The organism is Curtobacterium sp. MCBD17_034, from assembly GCF_003234515.1.
Lineage (GTDB): Bacteria > Actinomycetota > Actinomycetes > Actinomycetales > Microbacteriaceae > Curtobacterium.
Window position 1 is genome coordinate 13,405 of the sequence record NZ_QKTN01000003.1, and the last position, 18,071, is coordinate 31,475.

Below are 18,071 nucleotides of genomic sequence, written 5' to 3' on the forward strand. Positions count from 1 at the left end.
CCGGCGCACCGCCGGGCGGATCACGCGCCGCTGAGCAGCCGGAGCACGGCGACCGCGTCCCCGACCACCGCGACGTCGGCGCCGCGCATGATCGGGGCGTCGGGGTCGCTGTTCACGGCGACGATCGTGCCCGCGTCCCGCACGCCCGCCAGGTGCTGGGGCGCGCCGGAGACCCCGAACGTCACGTAGACGTCCGGGCTGATCGTCGTGCCGGTCTGCCCGATGAGCCGGTCGAAGGGCACCCAGCCCGCCTCGACCGGTCCGCGCGCGGAACCGAAGACGGCGCCGACCGACTCCGTCCACCGGCGCAGGGCGTCCGCCTGCGCGGCGGATCCGAGCCCCCGGCCCGCGGCGACGACGACGCGGGCACGCGCGAGCGGGGCGCCGACGGCGTCCTCGTCGACGACGGACGCGACGCCCACGGCGGGCACCGCGGTCGGTGCCGCGGGGAGCCGGCGCACGATCGGTGCAGCGACCGCACGGAGCCCGTCGGTCGGGACGTCACGACCGGCCCGTCCGCCGCCGCCACCGTCTGCCCCGTCGTGCGCCGGGTCGGCATCGACCGGGAGGCCCGGCGCGGTCAGCAGGAGCACCGGACGCCCGGCGGTCGACCGGACGGCCGTGGTGCCGTCACCGGCGTCGACCACGACGACGACCCGGCCGTCCGTGCGACGGACCTGCTCGACGCCGGTCACCAGGGGAGCCCCGAGGCGGACGGCGAGACGCCCCTGGACCTCGCGGCCCCAGGGGGTCGGCGCGGCCACGACGACGTCGGCGTGCCTGCCGGCGTCGGCACGTGTCGGTTCATCGGCAGGTGTCCGGCCGTCGGCAGGTGTGCGGGCGTCGTCGGGGTCCGGGCCGAGCAGCTGCGCGAGCGTGGCGGCGACCTGCGCCGCATCGGCTGGTGGCCCGGACGGGTCGGCCGTGAGCGCGGCGACCTCGGCGACCCCGGCGGCGGCGAGTGTCGCGAGCACGTCGGGGCCGGCGTGCGAGACGACCGCGAGCACGTCCCCGAGCTCGACGGCGAGCGCGAGCGCGCCGAGCGTGCCCTCGGGGACGCCGGCCTCCCCGGTCTCGAGGACGACGACCGTGCTCATGCGGGGACCGCGGCGACCGCGGGGGCGAGGCCGAGCGAGGCGAACAGCGCGAGGACGGCCGCCTCGTCGTCACCGGCGACCCGCCGACCGGCACGGCGCACGACCGGGCGGGGGACGCGCTCGACCTCGTGCCACGCGGGCACCGTGGGCCCGACGCCGAGGTCGTCCGCGTGCCACCGCTCCACGGGCGTCGTCGTGGCGCGCCGGAGATCCGCGGCTTCGAGCGGGCCGACCTCCGCGCCGTACTCGGCCACGCTGACGACCGCGGGCAGGGGCGCCGACACGAGGTGCGTCGCGGTGTCGGTGCGCTGACGGGCCGTGAGCGCCGTCGGTGCGGGGGTCGGGCCTCCCGGACGTGTGCTGCCGGTGGCGCTGATGCGGTCCGCGGCCGCGAGCAACGGCCATCCCAGGACCCCGGCGAGCATGGCGGCGAGGACGCCGCTGCGGGTGTCGGTGGCCTCGCGACCGAGCAGGACGACGTCGGGGCGGATCTGCGTGACGACGGCGGCCAGCCGGTGCGCGGCGGTCGCGAGGTCGCAGGCGCCATGCGGATCGAGGACGTGCACCGCGCGCCGGGCGCCGAGCGCGAGCGCTTCGCGCAGGGACGCGACGGACCGGTCGGGTCCGAGGGTCACCGCGGTGACGGGGGTGGGGCCGGCGAGGGCGACCGCAGCGGCGACCGCGAAGGGGTCCACCCCGCTCATCGCCGTCCCGCCGGGTGCGTCGACGTCCTTGACGAGGACGAGGACGTTCACGCGGCGTCCTCGCGGAGCACGCGCGCCAGGAACGTCCGGGTCGACTCGTGAGCGGGCGCGACGAGCACCTCGGACGGGGAACCCTGCTCGACGATGCGGCCACCGTCGAGGAACACGACCGAGTCGGCGACCTCGCGGGCGAACCCGATCTCGTGCGTGACGACGATCATCGTCATCCCGTCGGCCGCGAGGTCCTGCATGACCGACAGCACCTCGCCGACGAGCTCCGGGTCGAGTGCCGACGTCGGCTCGTCGAAGAGCATCACCGAGGGTTCCATCGCGAGCGCGCGGGCGATCGCGACGCGCTGCTGCTGGCCACCGGACAGTTGCCGCGGGTAGTGGTCGGCGCGGGCGGCCAGGCCGACCCGGTCGAGCAGGGCGCGTCCGCGCTCGGCGGCGTCGGCGGCGGACCGTCCGAGCACGCCGACCTGGGCCTCCACGACGTTCTCGAGCGCGGTCATGTGACCGAAGAGGTTGAAGCGCTGGAACACCATGCCGATGGCACGCCGCTGCCGAGCGAGGTCGCGGTGCCCGAGCGGGTGGAGCTTGCCGCCGCGCTCGCGGTAGCCGATGCGCTCGCCGCCGACGAACACCTCGCCGTCCTCGAACGTCTCGAGCTGGTTGATGCACCGCAGCAGGGTGGACTTGCCCGAGCCCGACCGGCCGAGCAGGCAGCAGACGCTGCCGGTGTCCACCTCGAGGTCGACGGACCGGAGGACCTCGTCGTGCCCGAACCGCTTGCTCAGGCCCCGGATCTCGACCATGGGAGCGGTCGCGGTCGCCCGCGGGGTCATGGTGTCGGTCATACGGCTGACCCGCCCTTCGGTGCGAGGACCGCCCGGCGGCTGACGCGGGCGCTGAACGAACGGCCGTAGTGCCGCTCGAGGAAGTACTGCCCGACGCTGAGGACGGACGTCACGACGAGGTACCAGATCGACGCGGTGAGGAGCAGCGGGATGGTCTGGTAGTTGTCCGAGTAGATGAGCTGCGCCGAGTAGAGGAGCTCGGGGAACGCCAGGACGGACACCATCGACGAGGACTTGAGCAGCCCGATGAGCTCGTTCGCGGTGGGCGGGATGAGCACCGGCATGGCCTGCGGCATGACGATCCGGACGAGGGCCCGGCTGGGGTTCATGCCGAGCGCTGCCGCCGCCTCGCGCTGCCCGGGGTCGACCGACCGGAGTCCGGCGCGGACGATCTCGGCCATGTACGCGCCCTCGTTGAGGCCGAGCCCGAGGATCGCGGCGATGAACGGCGTGACGACGTCGTTTGCCGAGAAGTGGGCGAACGCGGGGCCGAACGGGATGCCGACCGTGATCACCGGGTACAGCGCCGAGATCGAGCCCCAGAACAGCAGCTGGACGAACACGGGCGTGCCGCGGAACAACCAGACGTAGAACCACGCCACCGCCGCCACGACGGGGTTGCTCGACATGCGCATGACGCCCACCACGCCCCCGAGCACGACCCCGATGAGCATGGACACGGCGGTCAGTTCGAGGGTCCGCAGGAGTCCCAGCAGGATCCGCGGCGAGTGGAACCACGTGAACGCGACGCCCCACTCGTAGCGGGGGTTGGTGACGAGCGAGTGCGCCACGACGGCGGCGACGAGCAGCAGGATCACGGCCGCCGTCCACCGGCCGTGGTGACGGCGTCGGGCAATGGGTGGGCGCTGCGCGCTGGTGCGTGTGGGCGTGGTGGTTGCCATGGTGTCCTCTCGTCCGCCGGCCCTAGGAGAGCGGCTGGCCGTTCACGAGCGGGGCGTCGATCGCAGCCTCGCTCATGCCCCACTTCTTCAGGATGCGGGCGTACGTCCCGTCGTCCATGATCTTCTGGAACGCCTTCGCGAGCGGCTTCGCGAGACCGCTGCCCTTCTTGACCGCGATCCCGTGGTAGACCGCGCCGTAGGGCTCGCCCGCGAGCTCGAACGCGCCCTTGCTCTTCCGGACCTGCCAGGCGGCGACGGGGGTGTCGGCGATGGAGACGTCGGCGCGGCCGGACTTCACGGCCAGGTTGGCGGCGCTCTGGTCCGGGAACACCTGCACGGACACCGATCCCTTGCCCTGCGCGGTGCACTGCTTCGCGGCCGTCTGGGCGTCGGTCTGCTCCGAGGTGCCCTTCTGCACCGCGACGGAGTGGCCGCACAGCTCGGCGGTCGTCGTGGGCTTGTCCTTCGTGCTGGTCAACCCGAAGATCGACGCGCCGTCCTTGCTGTAGTCGACGAAGTCGACGACCTTCCGCCGCTCGTCGGTGTCGTTGATCCAGGACATCCCGACGTCGTACTTGCCGCCGGCGAGGCCGGGGATGATCGAGTCGAACGAGGCGTTGACCTCCTTGACCTGGATGCCGAGCTCCTTGCCGAGCGCGTCCGCGAGGGCGTAGTCGACACCGGTCAGCGTCGTGCCGTCCGCCTCGTAGTAGCCGATGGGCGGGTACGACGCGTCACCGGCGACCGTGATCGAGCCCTTCTGCGTGACGGCGGCGGGGAGCTCGCCGGTGAGCTTCGTGCTCGTGACGGCGTCCGACGACGAGCTCGAGGTGCCGCAGCCGGCGAGGAGCACGGAGGCCGCCGTGGCGGCCACGAGGACCGAGGCGATGCGGGCGGGACCGAGACGCGGGGCGCGGGGTGTGCGGGGCATTGCTGGACCTCCTGGTCGGGTGCGGGCGGTGCGGGGCTGAGTGCCGGTGGGTGGTGCGACGAGCGGGTGGTTCCGGGGTGGGGGGAGCGCCGGGGTGGCGTTTGTTAACTCCCCGTTACGAGTTGGCGGTCCGACCCCGGACGACGTTTTGCCGCTGTGTGGGATGCAGTACCGTCAGGCAGCAAACGTACTGGCGGTGGCAGCACGCCCTCTACCCGGAAACAAGAAATGAACCAACTCGTAACACGCCCGAAAAACTCGGGCCGCACGGCGGACGTCGTCGTGATCGGCGCCGGGGTGCTCGGTTGTGCGATCGCGGTGAGCGCGCTCCGCACGGGGCGGCGCGTGACCGTGGTCGACGGGAACCGGACCGCGGGGTTCGGGTCCACGAGTTCCTCCGCCGGCATCATCCGCGTCCACGCGTTCGACGCCGAGAGCTCGGCGATGGCCGCCGAGTCGGTGCTCGCGTGGGAGGACTGGCGGACCGTCACCGAGACCCCGGCCGAGCAGGAGGTCGCCCGGTTCGTGCGGTGCGGCTCCTACCTGCTCGAGGACGACGGGGTGCTCGACACCATGGCCGGCGTCATGGACCGGGCCGGCGTGCGGTACCACGAGGTCGACGGCGACGCGCTCGCCGCGGCCCTGCCGTGGATCGACACGCGCCGGTTCGGGCCGCCGAGCCGCACCGACGCCGCCGAGTTCTGGCGCGAGCCCGACGGCCGGTTCGAACGCGCCCTGCACACGCCGTCCTCCGGCTACGTGGGCGACCCCGCCCTCGCGGCGCAGAACCTCGCCGGACAGGCCGCACGGCTCGGCGCCGTGTTCCTGCTCGGTGCGCGCGTGGTCGCGATCGACGACCCCGTCGCCGGGTCGACCGTCCTCCGCCTCGCAGACGGGTCGACGGTCGAGGGGGCGACGGTCGTGAACGTGGCCGGGCCCGGCTCGCGGGCCGTGAACGCCCTCGCGGGCGTGGGCGGCGACTTCCGCGTCCGGCTCGAGGCGCAGCGGCACGAACTGCACTGGTTCCGCATGCCCGAGGGCGTGGACATGGCCCGGGACGGCGCCCACATCGTCGACGGCGACCTCGGCCTCAACTTCCGTCCCGACGGCGAGGGGGCCGTGCTCGTCGGGGGCAACGGTGCCGCGGTCGACGGGGTCGAGACGATCGACGACCCCGACGCGCTCGTCGCCACCCCCACGCGGGCCTCGTGGTTCCGCGACGCGGCGCGCCTGGCCCGCCGGGTCCCCGGACTGCGCGTCCCCGCGACGCCCAGCGGACTGGCCGGTGTGTACGACGTCACCGAGGACTGGTTGCCCATCTACGACCGCACCGACCGCGACGGCTTCTTCATCGCCATGGGCACGAGCGGCAACCAGTTCAAGACCGCGCCCGTGGTGGGGGACCTCGTCGTCGCGCTGCTCGAGGCCACCGATGGCGGGCGCGACCTCGACACCGATCCCGTGGCCGTGACCCTCCCCCGGACCGGCCGGACCATCGACACCGCGGCGTTCTCCCGGCGCCGCACCCCGCAGACAGGAGCGTCCCGAGGATGACGACCACCCCCACGACCCCCGCCGCCGCCACCGGCGCCGACGCCACCGCTCCGCGGTACGCGGAGGCCCTCGCCGCCTTCTGGCCGGACGGTCGCCCCCGCAACTTCGTCGGCGGACGGTGGACGGACGCCGCGGCAGGCGCGGTGACCCACGACCCCTCGACGGGCACCGCCTACACGGACGTGCCCGAGACCTCGCGCGCCGAGGTCGACGAGGCCGTCGCGGTGGCACTCGCCGCGCAGCCCGCTTGGGCCGCCCGGACGGTGAGCGACCGGGCCGCCGTGCTCGGAGCCCTGCGCGCGGCGCTCGCCGAGCACGGCGAGGCCCTGGCCCGACTCGAGGCCATCGACAGCGGGAACCCGATGCCGTCCACCCGCCGCGACGTCGGCCTCGCCCTGCGCTACCTGCAGGAGTGGCCGGGGATCGCGCTCGCCCAGGCGGGGCGCGTCACCCGCCCGCACGCGGACGGCATCTCGATCGTCACGAGCGAGCCGTACGGGGTGGTCGGCAAGATCATCGCCTACAACCACCCGAGCCTGTTCGCGCTCGCCGGTCTGGTGTTCCCGCTCCTCGCCGGCAACACCATCGTCATCAAGGCCGCCGCGCAGACCCCCGTCGCGACGCTCGCCCTCGGCGCGCTCCTGCAGGACACGGTCCCGCCGGGCGTCGTCAACATCGTCTCCGGCGGTGTGGAGGCCGGGGACGCGCTCGTCGTGCACCCCCGCGTCAAGCGCATCGCGTTCACCGGCAGCGACCGCACGGCCGTCGCCATCCAGTCCCGCCTGTCCGAGAGCGGGACGGTCAAGCACTTCTCCGCCGAGCTCGGCGGCAAGAACCCGTTCGTGATCTGCGCCGACGCCGACCTCGACGAGGCCGCGGCCGCCGCCTTCGCCGGGCTGAGCTTCACCGTCAGCGCCGGCCAGTCCTGCCAGGCGACCGCGCGGATCCTCGTGCACGAGTCCGTGCACGACGCCGTCGTCGAACGGATGGCGGCCCGCATGGACGCACTCCGGCTCGGGGCCGCGTACGACGAGACCACCGAGATGGGTCCGCTCGTCTCCGCCGCCCAGCGGGACCGGGTGCTCGACCACGTGCGCTCGGCGGTCGACGAGGGCGCCCGGCTCGTCACCGGCGGGCACGTGGTGGACCGCCCCGGGTACTTCGTCGAGCCGACTCTGTTCACCGACACCACCGCCGCCATGCGCATCGGCCGCGAGGAGGTCTTCGGCCCGGTCGCGATCACGCAGCGGTTCCGCGACGAGGCCGAGGCGATCGCGCTGGCGAACGAGGGTGCCCTCGGGCTCAGTGCGGCGGTCTGGACGAACGACCTCGACCGCGCGCTCCGGCTCGGCAGCGCGATCCGCGCGGGGTACGTGTGGGTCAACGACGCGAACCGGCACTACCCCGGATCGCCCTTCGGCGGCGCGGGCGGCAGCGGTGTCGGGCGCGAGGAGTCCGTCGAGGAGTACCGCAGCTACTCCGAGTCGAAGGCGCTCAACATCCGGGTGCGTCCCGCATGACCCGGCGCATGGTCGTCGGCATCACCGGCGCGAGCGGCGCCGCGTACGGCATCCGGCTCCTCGACGAACTCCGCGTGCTCGGGATCGAGTCGCACCTCGTCATGTCGAAGGCCGCGGAACTCACGCTCGCGTACGAGTCCGACCTGACCCCGCGCGAGGTCCGCGCGAAGGCCGACGTCGTCCACGCCGTGCACAACGTCGCGGCGAGCATCGCCTCGGGGTCCTTCCGGACGATGGGCATGGTCATCGCGCCGTGCTCGGTCCGCACCCTCGGCGAGATCGCGAGCGGGGTCTCCTCGAGCGTCCTGACGCGCGCCGCGGACGTCACCCTCAAGGAGCGCCGGCCCCTCGTGCTCATGCTGCGCGAGTCACCGCTCAACCTCATCCACATCCGCAACCTCGAGACGGTGACGCTCGCGGGTGCGACCGTGTGCCTCCCGGCCCCCGCCTTCTACAACCGCCCGCAGACCGTCGACGAGATCGTCGACGACGGTGTCGGGCGGCTCCTCGACCAGTTCCACCTCGAGTCCACGCTCATCCGGCGTTGGACCGACGACCACCCAGCCCCGACGGAGGACGCATCGTGACCACCACCATCGACATCAGCCCCGACGGCGCCACCCTCGCCGAGCTCCGCGCCCCGTTCCGCGGACCCGTGCGCGTGCGGCTCCGTCCCGAGGCCGCCGAGGCCGTGGAGGCCGGCCACCGGGTCATCGCCGACGCGATCGAGCGCGGTGACGTCGTGTACGCGGTGAACACCGGCTTCGGCAAGCTCGCCGACCGCCGCATCTCGCCGGAGGACCTGGTCGAGCTGCAGCGTCGACTCATCGCCTCGCACATGGTCGGCGTGGGCGACCCGCTCCCCGACGACGTCGTCCGGGCGGCGCTCTTCATCAAGCTCCTCTGCCTCGTGCAGGGGCACTCGGGTGTGCGCCGCGTCATCGTCGACACGATCGTCGCGATGCTCGAGGCCGACGTCCTGCCGGTCGTGCCGAGCCAGGGATCCGTCGGTGCGTCCGGCGACCTCGCCCCGCTGTCGCATCTCGTCGGCGCGATGACCGGCATCGGCGCCGTCCGCATCCAGGGTGTCGAGCACCCGGCGACCGAGGGCCTCCGGTCCGTCGGGATCGACCCGGTCGTCCTCGGGCCGAAGGAGGGCGTCGCGCTCATCAACGGCACGCAGATGTCGACCGCGCTCGCGCTCCGCGGGCTGTTCCAGGCCGAGAACGTGCTGAACGCGGGGCTCGCAGCCGGTGCGCTCACGCTCGAGGCGACGGCCGGGCGCCAGATGGCCCTCGACGAGCGCATCCAGCGCATCCGCCGCCAGCCCGGACAGATCCGGACCGCGGCCGCGCTCCGCGCGCTCGTGGCCGACAGCGTCGTGCTCGACACCGAGTTCGAGGGTCGGCGACTGCAGGACCCGTACAGCCTGCGCTGCATGCCGCAGGTGATGGGGGCCTCCCTCGACCTGCTCGAGAACGCGTCGCGCGTACTCGAGCGCGAGTCGAACGCCGTCTCCGACAACCCGCTCATGTTCCCCGAGGACGGGATCGTGCTCTCCGGCGGCAACTTCCACGGGCAGCCCGTCGCGTTCGCCGCGGACACGATCGCCATGGCGCTCTGCGAGGTCGGCTCGCTCGCCGAGCGCCGCACCGCCATGCTCATGGACACCTCGATGAGCGGGCTGCCGCCGTTCCTCGTGCAGGGCGCCGGTCTCAACTCGGGATTCCTCATGGCGCAGGTGACGTCCGCCGCGCTCGTCGCCGAGAACCGCGCGAGCGCGTTCCCGGCGAGCGTCGACTCGATCCCGACGTCCGCCGGCCAGGAGGACCACGTCAGCATGGCGACGCACGCCGGCACCCGACTGGCCCGGATGGCGCGCAACGCGGCGTACGTCGTCGCGATCGAGCTCCTCGCCGCGGCGCAGGGCAGCGACCTCCGGAGCGAGGGCGCCTCGGCACCCGGACTCGTCCCCGTCTACGAGGCGGTGCGCGAGCGTGCGGCTCGTCTCGACGACGACCGCGTGCTCGCCGGCGAGATCGAGGCGGTCGCCGCGGACGTGCTCGCCGGGCGGTACAACACCGCCGGGTCGGTCGTCGTCGCGGGGCTCGCACAGGACGGCGACGCACGATGAGCCGCCCCGACCTGCGGAGCTGGCTCACGACGCTCGGTGCGGACGAGCTGCTCGAGGTCGACCGCCGGGTCCGCCCGGGCGGGGAGATCGCCGCCGTCGTCAAGGGCCTCGAGCCGCACGGGGCACCGGGCGTGCTCTTCCGCGACGTCGAGGGTTCCGAGCTCCCGGTGCTCATGGGCGTGTTCGGCAAGCGCTCCCGCGTCGCGTCGGCTCTGGGCGTGCCCGTGCGCCAGGCGCTGGACCACGTGCTCGCGGTCCAGCGCGGACCGGTCCCCGACGCGGTCGTCGTCGACGACGCACCCGTGCACGAGGTCGTCGTGACCGGCGACGACGTCGACCTGGGCGCGCTGCCCTTCGCGGTGCACTCGCGCGCCGACGCGGGGCGGTACGTCACGGCGGGGGTCGTCATGGTCCGGGACCCGGCGACGGGGTCGATCAACACGGGGATGTACCGGCTGATGATCACGGGCCGGAACACGATCACGGTGAACGCCGCGCCCGACCACGACCTCGGGCGTGTCCTCGCCGCCGCCCGCGAGGACGGCCGGACGGTCGAGATCGCCGTCGTCATCGGCCACCATCCGGCCTACGCGATCGCCTCGCAGCTCAAGAACCCCGTGACGATCGACGCGCACGGCCTCGCCGGGGCCCTGCTCGGCGACCCGCTCGCCGTCACGCCCGGGCGCACGGTGGACCTGCCGATCCCGGCCGACGCCGAGCTCGTGCTCGAGGCCGTCGTCGACCCGGCCGACCGCGTCGACGAGGGCCCGTTCGGCGAGTTCTCGTACCACTACGGCAAGGCGCAGGCGCCGGTGGCGACGATCACCGCGGTCACGCGACGGGCGGACGCGCTGTTCCAGGACCTCCACCCGACCCATGCCGAGCACCTGTGTCTGTGGCTCTTCCCCGGACGGGAGGCGCGCCTCCTGGACGCCGTCCGGCGTGCGGTCCCCGGGACGGTCGACGTCCGCATCCCGTTCCGCGGCGGCGCGTTCAGCGCCTACATCGCGGTGCGGAAGCGTCGTCAGGGCGACGGCAAGCAGGCGCTGCTCGCGGCGTTCGCCGCCGACCACTTCCTCAAGACCGTCGTCGTGGTCGACGACGACATCGACGTGCACGACGAGCCCGGGGTGCTCTGGTCCGTGAACGTCCGGTTCCAGGCGGATCGCGACCTCATGGTGCTCGGCGACATGAAGGGCATCCGGATGGACCCGAGCGCACACCAGTTCACGACGGAGCGGGGGTCGGACGCGCTCACGGCGAAGCTCGGGTTCGACACCACCCGGCCGCTCACGGGGTTCCCCGAGCGCTCGGACCTGCCGCCCGAGGGCTTCGAGGACCTCGACGCGCTCGGGTACCTCGACCCGTCGCTCCGGGAGCGCATCACCGCCGCGGCCCGCGTCCGACAGACTGTGGGGGAGTGAGCGGCGGCATGAGGGGGAGGGGCGGCGCGGATGCCTGACCAGAGCGACGGGACCGGTGGCGCGCGGAGCGTGGAGCGCGCACTGCGGTTGCTCGAGGCCATCGCGTCCTCATCGTCCGGGATGACCCTGAGCGAGGCGGCGCGCGCCGTCGACCTGCCGACGAGCACGGTCGCGCGCCTCCTCCGCACCCTCGAGCCGAGTCGGTTCCTCGCGCGCGACGGCGGGACCTACACGGCCGGTCCGCGGATCCTCCAGATCGGCGCCGTGGCGATCTCGAACCTCGCGCTCTTCGACATCGCGGAGCCGCACCTCGTCGACCTCTCGGACTTCACGGGCGAGACGGCCTACCTGGCGGTCCCCGACGGCCCGGACCACGCGGTGTACCTGCGCCAGGTCGAGAGCCGGAGCGCGATCCGGCACGCGACCTGGACCGGCCGGTCCATCGACACCACAGGCACCGCGCTCGGCGCGGCGCTCACCGGGGACACCGGCGACCAGGGCTTCGCCGTCTCGCGGGGGACCGCCGTGGAACCGGACGCCGCCGCCGCCGCGGCCGCGGTGCACGACGGCGACGGCCGCACCGTCGCCGCGCTGAGCGTCATCGGCCCGTCGTTCCGGATCTCCGACGACGACCTGCAGCGGTTCGGGCGGCGGGTGCGGGAGCGGGCGGACCTGCTGGGGCGGCAGCTCGCGGGCGGCGGTCACGGCGCGCGCTGACCCACCCCTCGGGGACCGACTCATTTGACATCCCCGCGGCGCTCCCCGTACAGTCGTGGAATCGATCCCATGGAATCGATTCCACGACTCGCCCAATGGAGTGCTCGCCGATGAACACCGTCACCATCAAGGACGTCGCCGCGCGCGCCGGCGTCTCGGCGGCGACCGCGTCGCGGGTGCTCTCGGGCAACCCGGCGACGTCCGAGGACTCCCGTCGGCTCGTGGAACAGGCCGCGCGCGACCTCGACTTCCGGCCGAACCTGCAGGCCCGGGCGCTCCGCTCGACCCGCACGGACACCATCGGCCTCCTCGTCTCGGACGTGCGGAACCCGTTCTTCGCGGACCTCGCGCACACCGTCGAGCAGGCCGCGCTCGAGACCGGGTACGTGACCATGCTCGGCAACGCGAACGAGCGTGCCGAGCAGCAGAACCGGTACCTCGACACCCTCATCGCCCGGCGGGTGGACGGCGTGATCGTGGCGCCGCAGGGCGACGACACCGAGACGGTCCAGCAGCTGGTCGACCGGGGCATCCCGACGGTGTTCGTCGACCGCGTCGTCCCCGGCATCGACGTGCCGACCGTCACGACGGACAGCAGCACGGGCATCCGCCAGACGGTCGAGCACCTGGCCGCCCTCGGGCACACCCGCATCGGCTACATCGCCGGCCCGCAGAGCGTCTCCACCGGTCGCGAGCGGTTCGAGGCCTACCAGGACGCGATCACCACGGCGGGGGTGAGCGCCGACCCGGACCTCGTCGTGTTCGGTGACTTCCAGGCCGCGTCCGGGTCGGCCGGGGTGAGCGCGCTGCTCGCGCTCGACGAACCGCCCACCGCGATCTTCGCCGCGGACAGCCTCATGGCGGTGGGTGCGATCGCGATCCTGAACCGGCTCGGCCTCCGCATCGGCGTCGACATCGCCCTCGTCGCGTTCGACGACATCGAGTGGTTCTCGCTGCTCGAACCGGCGCTCAGCGTCGTCGCCCACAGCGTCGAGGACATGGGCCGCGTCGCCGTCGAACTCCTGCTCGACGTCATCGCCGGCAACCACCCCGCCTCCGTCCGCCTGCCGAGCGAGCTCATCGTCCGGGCCTCGTCGGCCGACCCCATCGCCACCGATCGGCAGACCGCGTCGTCGCGCTCCGCCGACGAACCGTCCCGTCCCGGGAGGAACTGACATGTCCCCGCAGCCACTCATGACGCTCGATCGCGTCAGCAAGTCGTTCGGACCGGTCCAGGTCATCACCGACGTCACCCTCGAGGTGCACGCCGGGAAGGTGCAGGTGCTGCTCGGCGAGAACGGCGCCGGCAAGTCGACGCTCATCAAGATGATGTCCGGCATCCACCAGCCCGACGGCGGTCGCATCCTCGTCGACGGGCGCGAGGTCACGATCCCGTCCGTGACCGCGGCCGAGGAGCTCGGCATCGCCACGATCCACCAGGAACTCAACCTGGTCGGGTCGCTCAGCGTCGCGGAGAACGTGATGATGGGCCGGATCCCGACCCGGTTCGGCCTGGTCGACCGGAAGGCGCTCCGTCGTCAGGCCGAGGCGGCGCTCGCCACCATCGGTCTCGACGTCGACGTCATGACGCCGGTGTCGAGCCTGGGGATCGCGCGGCAGCAGCTGGTCGAGATCGCGAAGGCGCTCAGCCAGGAGGCCCGGATCCTGATCCTCGACGAACCCACCGCCGCGCTGACCCGCCACGAGACCGAGGCGCTCTTCCGCGTCGTGGCGGACCTCCGCGCCCGCGGCGTCGGCATGCTGTTCATCAGCCACCACCTCGACGAGATCGCCGAGATCGGGGACACGGTCGCCGTGCTCCGGGACGGACACTTCGTCGCCGAGGTGCCGGCCACCACGCCCGAGCAGGAACTCGTCGGGCTCATGGTCGGCCGGAGCATCGAGGAGCAGTACCCCTCGGGTACCGCGGTGGTCGACACCGCGTCCGAGGTGCTCCAGGTCGAGCACCTGACCTCGGCCGGTCGCTTCGAGGACGTCAGCTTCTCCGTGCGCGCCGGCGAGATCGTCGGCGTCGCGGGCCTCGTCGGCGCCGGGCGCACCGAGCTCGTCCGTGCCATCGCGGGTGCCGACGGCTACGACTCGGGAACGGTCCGCGTCCGCGGTCAGGTGCTGCCGAAGAAGAGCATCGCGGCAGCGGTCCGCGCGGGCATCGGACACGTCCCCGAGGACCGGAAGGCACAGGGCCTCGTCCTCGGTGCGTCCGTCAACGACAACCTCGGGTACGCGACCCTCGCCTCCACCGCGCGCGGTGGCCTCGTCGACTTCGCCGGGCAGAAGCGCCGGGCCGAGGAGGTCGCGAACCGGCTGCGGATCCGGATGCACGACATCGGCCAGCCGATCGGCTCGCTGTCCGGCGGGAACCAGCAGAAGGCCGTGTTCGGTCGGTGGATCCTCGCCGGGTCGAGCGTGCTCCTGCTCGACGAACCCACCCGCGGCGTCGACGTCGGCGCGAAGGTCGAGATCTACGAGCTCATCAACACGATCACGGCGGCGGGCGGCGCGGTCGTCATGGTGTCGAGCGAGCTGCCCGAGGTGCTCGGCATGAGCGACCGCGTGCTCGTCATGCGGGACGGCCGCATCGCCGGCGAGATCCCCGGGTCCGAAGCGACCGAGGACCGCGTCATGACCCTGGCCGCCCGCGACGTCGAGACCGTCTGAGTCCCGGGGCGCCGCCCCACCCCGCCACGCCACGACCGCCCCGAGCGGACGGTCGCTCCTCCCCCCACGCGTACAGCGCAGTACCCATCAGAAAGCACCCGTCGCATGTCAACGACCACCGTGAAGGCCCCCGCGCGGTCCTTCTCCTTCAAGAAGTTCCTCGCCGACAACGGGGCGCTGGTCGGCCTCGTCGTCCTCTGCATCGCCCTGTTCATCGCGACACCGGACTTCCTCACCGGCCGCAACATCATCAACATCGGCATCCAGGTCTCGACCGTCGCGGTGCTCGCGTTCGGCGTCACGTTCGTCATCGTGGCCGGCGGGATCGACCTCTCGGTCGGCTCCGTGGCCGCACTGTCCGCGATGGTGTCCGGCTGGTTCTTCAGCACCGCGGGCCTCCCGGGCTGGCTCGCCCTGCTCGGCGGCCTCGTCGCCGGCCTGCTCGCCGGGGTCGTGAACGGCCTCGCCGGCGCCTACGGCAAGCTGCCCTCGTTCATCGCCACCCTCGCGATGCTCAGCGTCGCCCGCGGCCTGACCCTCGTGATCTCCGACGGCAACCCCGTGCCGACCTCGCCGCAGGTGTCGTTCCTCGGCGGCGACATCGGGCCCGTCCCCGTGCCGATCATCGTGCTCGTCCTCGCGGCGCTCGTCGCCTCGTTCATCCTCAACCGCACCGTCCTCGGCCGCTCGATGTACGCCGTCGGCGGGAACGCGGAGGCCGCGCGCCTGTCGGGTCTGCCGGTCAAGCGCATCGTCGTCATCGTGTTCGGCCTGTCCGGGCTGTTCGCCGCGCTCGCCGGGCTGCTGCTCGCAGGGCGCCTCGACTCCGCCCAGCCGCAGGCGGCCAGCGGGTACGAGCTCGACGCGATCGCCTCGGTCGTCATCGGCGGCGCCTCGCTCGCGGGCGGTGTCGGTCGGATCTCGGGCACCTTCATCGGCGCGCTCGTGCTCGTCGTGATCCGCAACGGCCTCAACCTGCTCAACGTCAGCTCGTTCTGGCAGCAGGTCGTCATCGGCCTCGTCATCGCGCTCGCCGTCGGTGTCGACGTGCTCCGCCGCAAGACGCGCAGCAGCTGACCGCGAACCGCCCCGGCGGGCGCCGGCGGGCCGGTGGCCGCCAGCCGGTCGGGAGGCGACCCTCCCGGCACACCGACCCCCCACCAGTACCACTCCCTCATCCCCCCACCAGCACCACAGACAGACCAAGGACCCCAACGATGCAGTTCTCCTCCTTCCAGAAGGTCGCCACCGTCGGCACCGTCGCCGCCCTCGTCATGCTCGGCGCCTCGGGCTGCAGCCGCTTCGGCGGCGGCTCCGGCGGCGACCAGAAGGTCGTGCTCGCACTCTCGACCCTCAACAACCCGTTCTTCGTCGAGGTGCGCGACGGCGCGAAGGCCGAAGCGAAGAAGAAGGGTGTCGACCTCGAGGTCGTCGACGCGCAGAACGACTCCGCGCAGCAGGCCAACCAGCTGCAGACCGCCTCCTCCGGCAGCGCCAAGGCGATCATCGTCAACCCCGTCGACTCCGACGCCGCCGGCCCGTCGGTCAAGGCGCTCAACAAGGCGGACATCCCCGTCGTCGCCGTCGACCGCACGGTCAACGGTGCGGACGTCGACTCGTTCATCGCGAGCGACAACGTCGCCGGCGGCAAGCAGGCGGCGGACGACCTCGCCAAGGCGATCGGCAAGAAGGGCGACATCCTCGTCCTCGAGGGCCAGGCGGGCACGTCGGCCGCCCGTGACCGCGGCAAGGGATTCACCGAGGGGATCAAGCAGTACCCCGGCATCCACGTCGTCGGCGAGCAGACGGCGAACTTCGACCGCGCCACCGCGCTCGACGTCACCACGAACCTGCTGCAGGCCCACCCCGACATCGTCGGCATCTTCGCCCAGAACGACGAGATGGCCCTCGGGGCGATCAAGGCACTCGGGTCGAAGGCGGGCTCGAGCGTCGAGGTCGCGAGCTTCGACGGCGAGGACGACGGCCTCGCGGCGATCAAGGACGGCACGCTGAGCAGCACCATCGCCCAGCAGCCGGCGAAGCTCGGCTCGCTCGCGATCGACCAGGCGCTCAAGGCGATCGACGGCAAGGCCACGAAGACCGTGTCGGTCCCGGTGCTGTCGGTCACCAAGAGCAACGTCGACACCTTCAGCAAGTGAGCACGGCCGCCGGAACCGTGGTCGTCGTCGGATCGCTCAACGTCGACCAGGTCGTCACCGTCGACCGGCACCCGTCCCCGGGTGAGACGCTGATCGCCACCTCGATGACCCTCCTGCCCGGCGGCAAGGGCGCGAACCAGGCCGTGGCGGCCGCCCGTCGGGGCGCCGCCACGGTCATGGTGGGGCTCGTCGGGGATGACGGATCCGCGGAGGTCGCCACGGTCCTCCTGGCCGAGAGCGGGGTGGACGTCGCGCACGTCGGCGTCGTCGACCAGCCCACCGGGCTCGCGACGGTCACGGTCGACGCGACGGGGGAGAACACCATCGTCGTCGTGCCGGGGGCCAACGCCGCGATGACCGCGGAGGCCGTCGATCGCGTCGCGTCCGTCGTGGCCGAGGCGGCCGTCGTCGTCATGCAGGGCGAGATCCCGGCCGCTGGGATCGCCGCCGCGGCCCGTCACGCCCGTGGTCGCGTCGTGCTCAACCTCGCACCCGTCATCGACGTCGACGCCGCGGTCGTCCGTCTCGCCGATCCGCTCGTCGTGAACGAGCACGAGGCGGCCCTCGTCCTCGCGCGACTCGTGCCGGGAGGCGCGGTGCCGGCGGACGAGGAGGCGCTCGCGGTCGCGTTGCTCGCGCAGGGTATCCGCACCGTCGTCATCACCCTCGGCGCGCGCGGCGCGGTCGTCGCGGACGCGACCGGCACCACCGCGGTGCCGTCACCCCGGGTCGACGCGGTCGACACGTCCGGCGCGGGCGACGCGTTCGTCGGTGCCCTCAGCGCGAGCCTCGCGGCCGGGGAGTCCCTGCTCGACGGCGTCCGGCACGCGGTGCGGGTCGGTGCGTTCGCCGTGCAGGGGGCCGGGACGCAGCCGTCGTACCCGACGCTCGACGACACCCTGCCGGAGGTGACCGCGTGAAGCGCGCCGGCATCCTCAACGCCGAGCTCAACGCCGGTCTGAGCCACCTGGGACACGGGGACCTCGTCGTCGTCGCTGACTGCGGTCTGCCGATCCCGCCGGGCGTCCCGCTCGTCGACCTGGCCGTCGTCCACGGGGTGCCGCGGTTCGGGGACGTCCTCGACGCGCTCCTCGGCGACGCCGTGTTCCAGGACTGCATCGCGGCGGAGGAGGTCGTGGGCACCGAGGCCGAGGGGTGGATCACCGCACGGTTCGACGGCGTCCGGCACGTGGACCACGAGGCGCTGAAGCGGATGTCCGCGGGCGCCAAGCTGTTCGTCCGCACCGGTGAGGCGACGCCGTTCGCGAACGTCGTGCTCGTGTGCGGCGTGCCGTTCTGACGCGCTCGGGCTGGTGCCGGGCGGACGCGCCGGGCGTGCCGACGCGCCCGGTGGACCCGTCGCCGCTAGCGTGAGCACACTCCCGAACCGTGC

Annotated in this window: 17 protein-coding genes; 12 read left to right on the forward strand and 5 right to left on the reverse strand. The window is 73.0% G+C overall.

The features are described 5' to 3' along the window. Nucleotides 1-20: 20 nt before the first annotated feature. Genes DEI92_RS06775 through DEI92_RS06795 form a run of 5 tightly spaced genes read right to left on the reverse strand, consistent with a single transcriptional unit; the run spans nt 21 to nt 4,491 of the window. A complete protein-coding gene (locus DEI92_RS06775) occupies nt 21-1,097 on the reverse strand; it encodes an electron transfer flavoprotein subunit alpha/FixB family protein (protein WP_111012911.1) in 1,077 nt (358 codons plus the stop codon). Next, on the reverse strand, nt 1,094-1,852 hold the full coding sequence (locus tag DEI92_RS06780) for a hypothetical protein (protein WP_111012912.1): 759 nt from the start codon (nt 1,850-1,852) through the stop codon (nt 1,094-1,096). Before DEI92_RS06780 ends, DEI92_RS06775 begins: the two co-directional genes overlap by 4 nt. After that, nucleotides 1,849-2,658: an amino acid ABC transporter ATP-binding protein gene (locus DEI92_RS06785; protein WP_309146655.1), complete on the reverse strand. Its 810-nt coding sequence runs from the start codon at nt 2,656-2,658 to the stop codon at nt 1,849-1,851. Before DEI92_RS06785 ends, DEI92_RS06780 begins: the two co-directional genes overlap by 4 nt. Then, a complete protein-coding gene (locus DEI92_RS06790; protein ID WP_111012913.1) occupies nt 2,655-3,560 on the reverse strand; it encodes an amino acid ABC transporter permease in 906 nt (301 codons plus the stop codon). Before DEI92_RS06790 ends, DEI92_RS06785 begins: the two co-directional genes overlap by 4 nt. Before the next feature lie 22 nt (nt 3,561-3,582). Next, a complete protein-coding gene (locus DEI92_RS06795; RefSeq protein ID WP_111012914.1) occupies nt 3,583-4,491 on the reverse strand; it encodes an ABC transporter substrate-binding protein in 909 nt (302 codons plus the stop codon). Between the two features lie 228 nt (nt 4,492-4,719). Here DEI92_RS06795 and DEI92_RS06800 point away from each other — a divergent pair, with 228 nt between their 5' ends. The 12 genes from DEI92_RS06800 (at nt 4,720) to rbsD (ending at nt 17,978) form a co-directional block, all read left to right on the forward strand. Then, nucleotides 4,720-6,045: an FAD-binding oxidoreductase gene (locus DEI92_RS06800; protein WP_111012915.1), complete on the forward strand. Its 1,326-nt coding sequence runs from the start codon at nt 4,720-4,722 to the stop codon at nt 6,043-6,045. After that, the gene (locus tag DEI92_RS06805; protein WP_111012916.1) at nt 6,042-7,565 is read left to right on the forward strand and encodes an aldehyde dehydrogenase family protein; all 1,524 of its coding nucleotides are present in this window, start codon (nt 6,042-6,044) and stop codon (nt 7,563-7,565) included. Before DEI92_RS06800 ends, DEI92_RS06805 begins: the two co-directional genes overlap by 4 nt. Further along, on the forward strand, nt 7,562-8,152 hold the full coding sequence (locus DEI92_RS06810; RefSeq protein WP_111012917.1) for a UbiX family flavin prenyltransferase: 591 nt from the start codon (nt 7,562-7,564) through the stop codon (nt 8,150-8,152). Before DEI92_RS06805 ends, DEI92_RS06810 begins: the two co-directional genes overlap by 4 nt. Further along, the gene (gene hutH, locus DEI92_RS06815; RefSeq protein ID WP_111012918.1) at nt 8,149-9,699 is read left to right on the forward strand and encodes a histidine ammonia-lyase; all 1,551 of its coding nucleotides are present in this window, start codon (nt 8,149-8,151) and stop codon (nt 9,697-9,699) included. Before DEI92_RS06810 ends, hutH begins: the two co-directional genes overlap by 4 nt. Next, nucleotides 9,696-11,123, forward strand: a complete 1,428-nt coding sequence (locus tag DEI92_RS06820) for a UbiD family decarboxylase (RefSeq protein ID WP_111012919.1) — start codon at nt 9,696-9,698, stop codon at nt 11,121-11,123. The genes hutH and DEI92_RS06820 overlap by 4 nt, the downstream gene beginning before the upstream one ends. Nucleotides 11,124-11,153: 30 nt before the next feature. Beyond that, nucleotides 11,154-11,840, forward strand: coding sequence for an IclR family transcriptional regulator (locus DEI92_RS06825; RefSeq protein ID WP_111012920.1), 687 nt, complete (start codon nt 11,154-11,156; stop codon nt 11,838-11,840). Between the two features lie 110 nt (nt 11,841-11,950). Further along, the gene (locus DEI92_RS06830; RefSeq protein ID WP_111013171.1) at nt 11,951-13,015 is read left to right on the forward strand and encodes a LacI family DNA-binding transcriptional regulator; all 1,065 of its coding nucleotides are present in this window, start codon (nt 11,951-11,953) and stop codon (nt 13,013-13,015) included. A 1-nt stretch (nt 13,016) separates the two neighbouring features. Next, the gene (locus DEI92_RS06835) at nt 13,017-14,519 is read left to right on the forward strand and encodes a sugar ABC transporter ATP-binding protein (protein ID WP_111012921.1); all 1,503 of its coding nucleotides are present in this window, start codon (nt 13,017-13,019) and stop codon (nt 14,517-14,519) included. 105 nt (nt 14,520-14,624) lie between these two features. Further along, nucleotides 14,625-15,596 (forward strand): ABC transporter permease, encoded by a 972-nt coding sequence (locus DEI92_RS06840; protein ID WP_111011670.1) that lies wholly within the window; start codon nt 14,625-14,627, stop codon nt 15,594-15,596. 140 nt (nt 15,597-15,736) lie between these two features. After that, the gene (locus tag DEI92_RS06845) at nt 15,737-16,678 is read left to right on the forward strand and encodes a substrate-binding domain-containing protein (RefSeq protein WP_111011669.1); all 942 of its coding nucleotides are present in this window, start codon (nt 15,737-15,739) and stop codon (nt 16,676-16,678) included. Then, complete coding sequence (locus DEI92_RS06850) at nt 16,675-17,598, forward strand: ribokinase (protein ID WP_111012922.1); 924 nt, start codon at nt 16,675-16,677, stop codon at nt 17,596-17,598. The genes DEI92_RS06845 and DEI92_RS06850 overlap by 4 nt, the downstream gene beginning before the upstream one ends. Beyond that, nucleotides 17,595-17,978 (forward strand): D-ribose pyranase, encoded by a 384-nt coding sequence (rbsD, locus tag DEI92_RS06855; RefSeq protein ID WP_111012923.1) that lies wholly within the window; start codon nt 17,595-17,597, stop codon nt 17,976-17,978. The genes DEI92_RS06850 and rbsD overlap by 4 nt, the downstream gene beginning before the upstream one ends. Nucleotides 17,979-18,071: the final 93 nt, after the last annotated feature.

What these genes read in the sequence shown, in the direction of transcription:
- DEI92_RS06795 (WP_111012914.1), bottom strand. Translation starts at nt 4,491, where the DNA reads ATGCCCCGCACACCCCGCGCCCCGCGTCTCGGTCCCGCCCGCATCGCC.
- DEI92_RS06840 (WP_111011670.1), top strand. Translation starts at nt 14,625, where the DNA reads ATGTCAACGACCACCGTGAAGGCCCCCGCGCGGTCCTTCTCCTTCAAG.
- DEI92_RS06825 (WP_111012920.1), top strand. Translation starts at nt 11,154, where the DNA reads ATGCCTGACCAGAGCGACGGGACCGGTGGCGCGCGGAGCGTGGAGCGC.
- DEI92_RS06820 (WP_111012919.1), top strand. Translation starts at nt 9,696, where the DNA reads ATGAGCCGCCCCGACCTGCGGAGCTGGCTCACGACGCTCGGTGCGGAC.
- DEI92_RS06785 (WP_309146655.1), bottom strand. Translation starts at nt 2,658, where the DNA reads ATGACCGACACCATGACCCCGCGGGCGACCGCGACCGCTCCCATGGTC.
- DEI92_RS06835 (WP_111012921.1), top strand. Translation starts at nt 13,017, where the DNA reads ATGTCCCCGCAGCCACTCATGACGCTCGATCGCGTCAGCAAGTCGTTC.
- DEI92_RS06775 (WP_111012911.1), bottom strand. Translation starts at nt 1,097, where the DNA reads ATGAGCACGGTCGTCGTCCTCGAGACCGGGGAGGCCGGCGTCCCCGAG.
- DEI92_RS06830 (WP_111013171.1), top strand. Translation starts at nt 11,951, where the DNA reads ATGAACACCGTCACCATCAAGGACGTCGCCGCGCGCGCCGGCGTCTCG.
- DEI92_RS06845 (WP_111011669.1), top strand. Translation starts at nt 15,737, where the DNA reads ATGCAGTTCTCCTCCTTCCAGAAGGTCGCCACCGTCGGCACCGTCGCC.
- DEI92_RS06810 (WP_111012917.1), top strand. Translation starts at nt 7,562, where the DNA reads ATGACCCGGCGCATGGTCGTCGGCATCACCGGCGCGAGCGGCGCCGCG.
- DEI92_RS06790 (WP_111012913.1), bottom strand. Translation starts at nt 3,560, where the DNA reads ATGGCAACCACCACGCCCACACGCACCAGCGCGCAGCGCCCACCCATT.
- DEI92_RS06800 (WP_111012915.1), top strand. Translation starts at nt 4,720, where the DNA reads ATGAACCAACTCGTAACACGCCCGAAAAACTCGGGCCGCACGGCGGAC.
- DEI92_RS06805 (WP_111012916.1), top strand. Translation starts at nt 6,042, where the DNA reads ATGACGACCACCCCCACGACCCCCGCCGCCGCCACCGGCGCCGACGCC.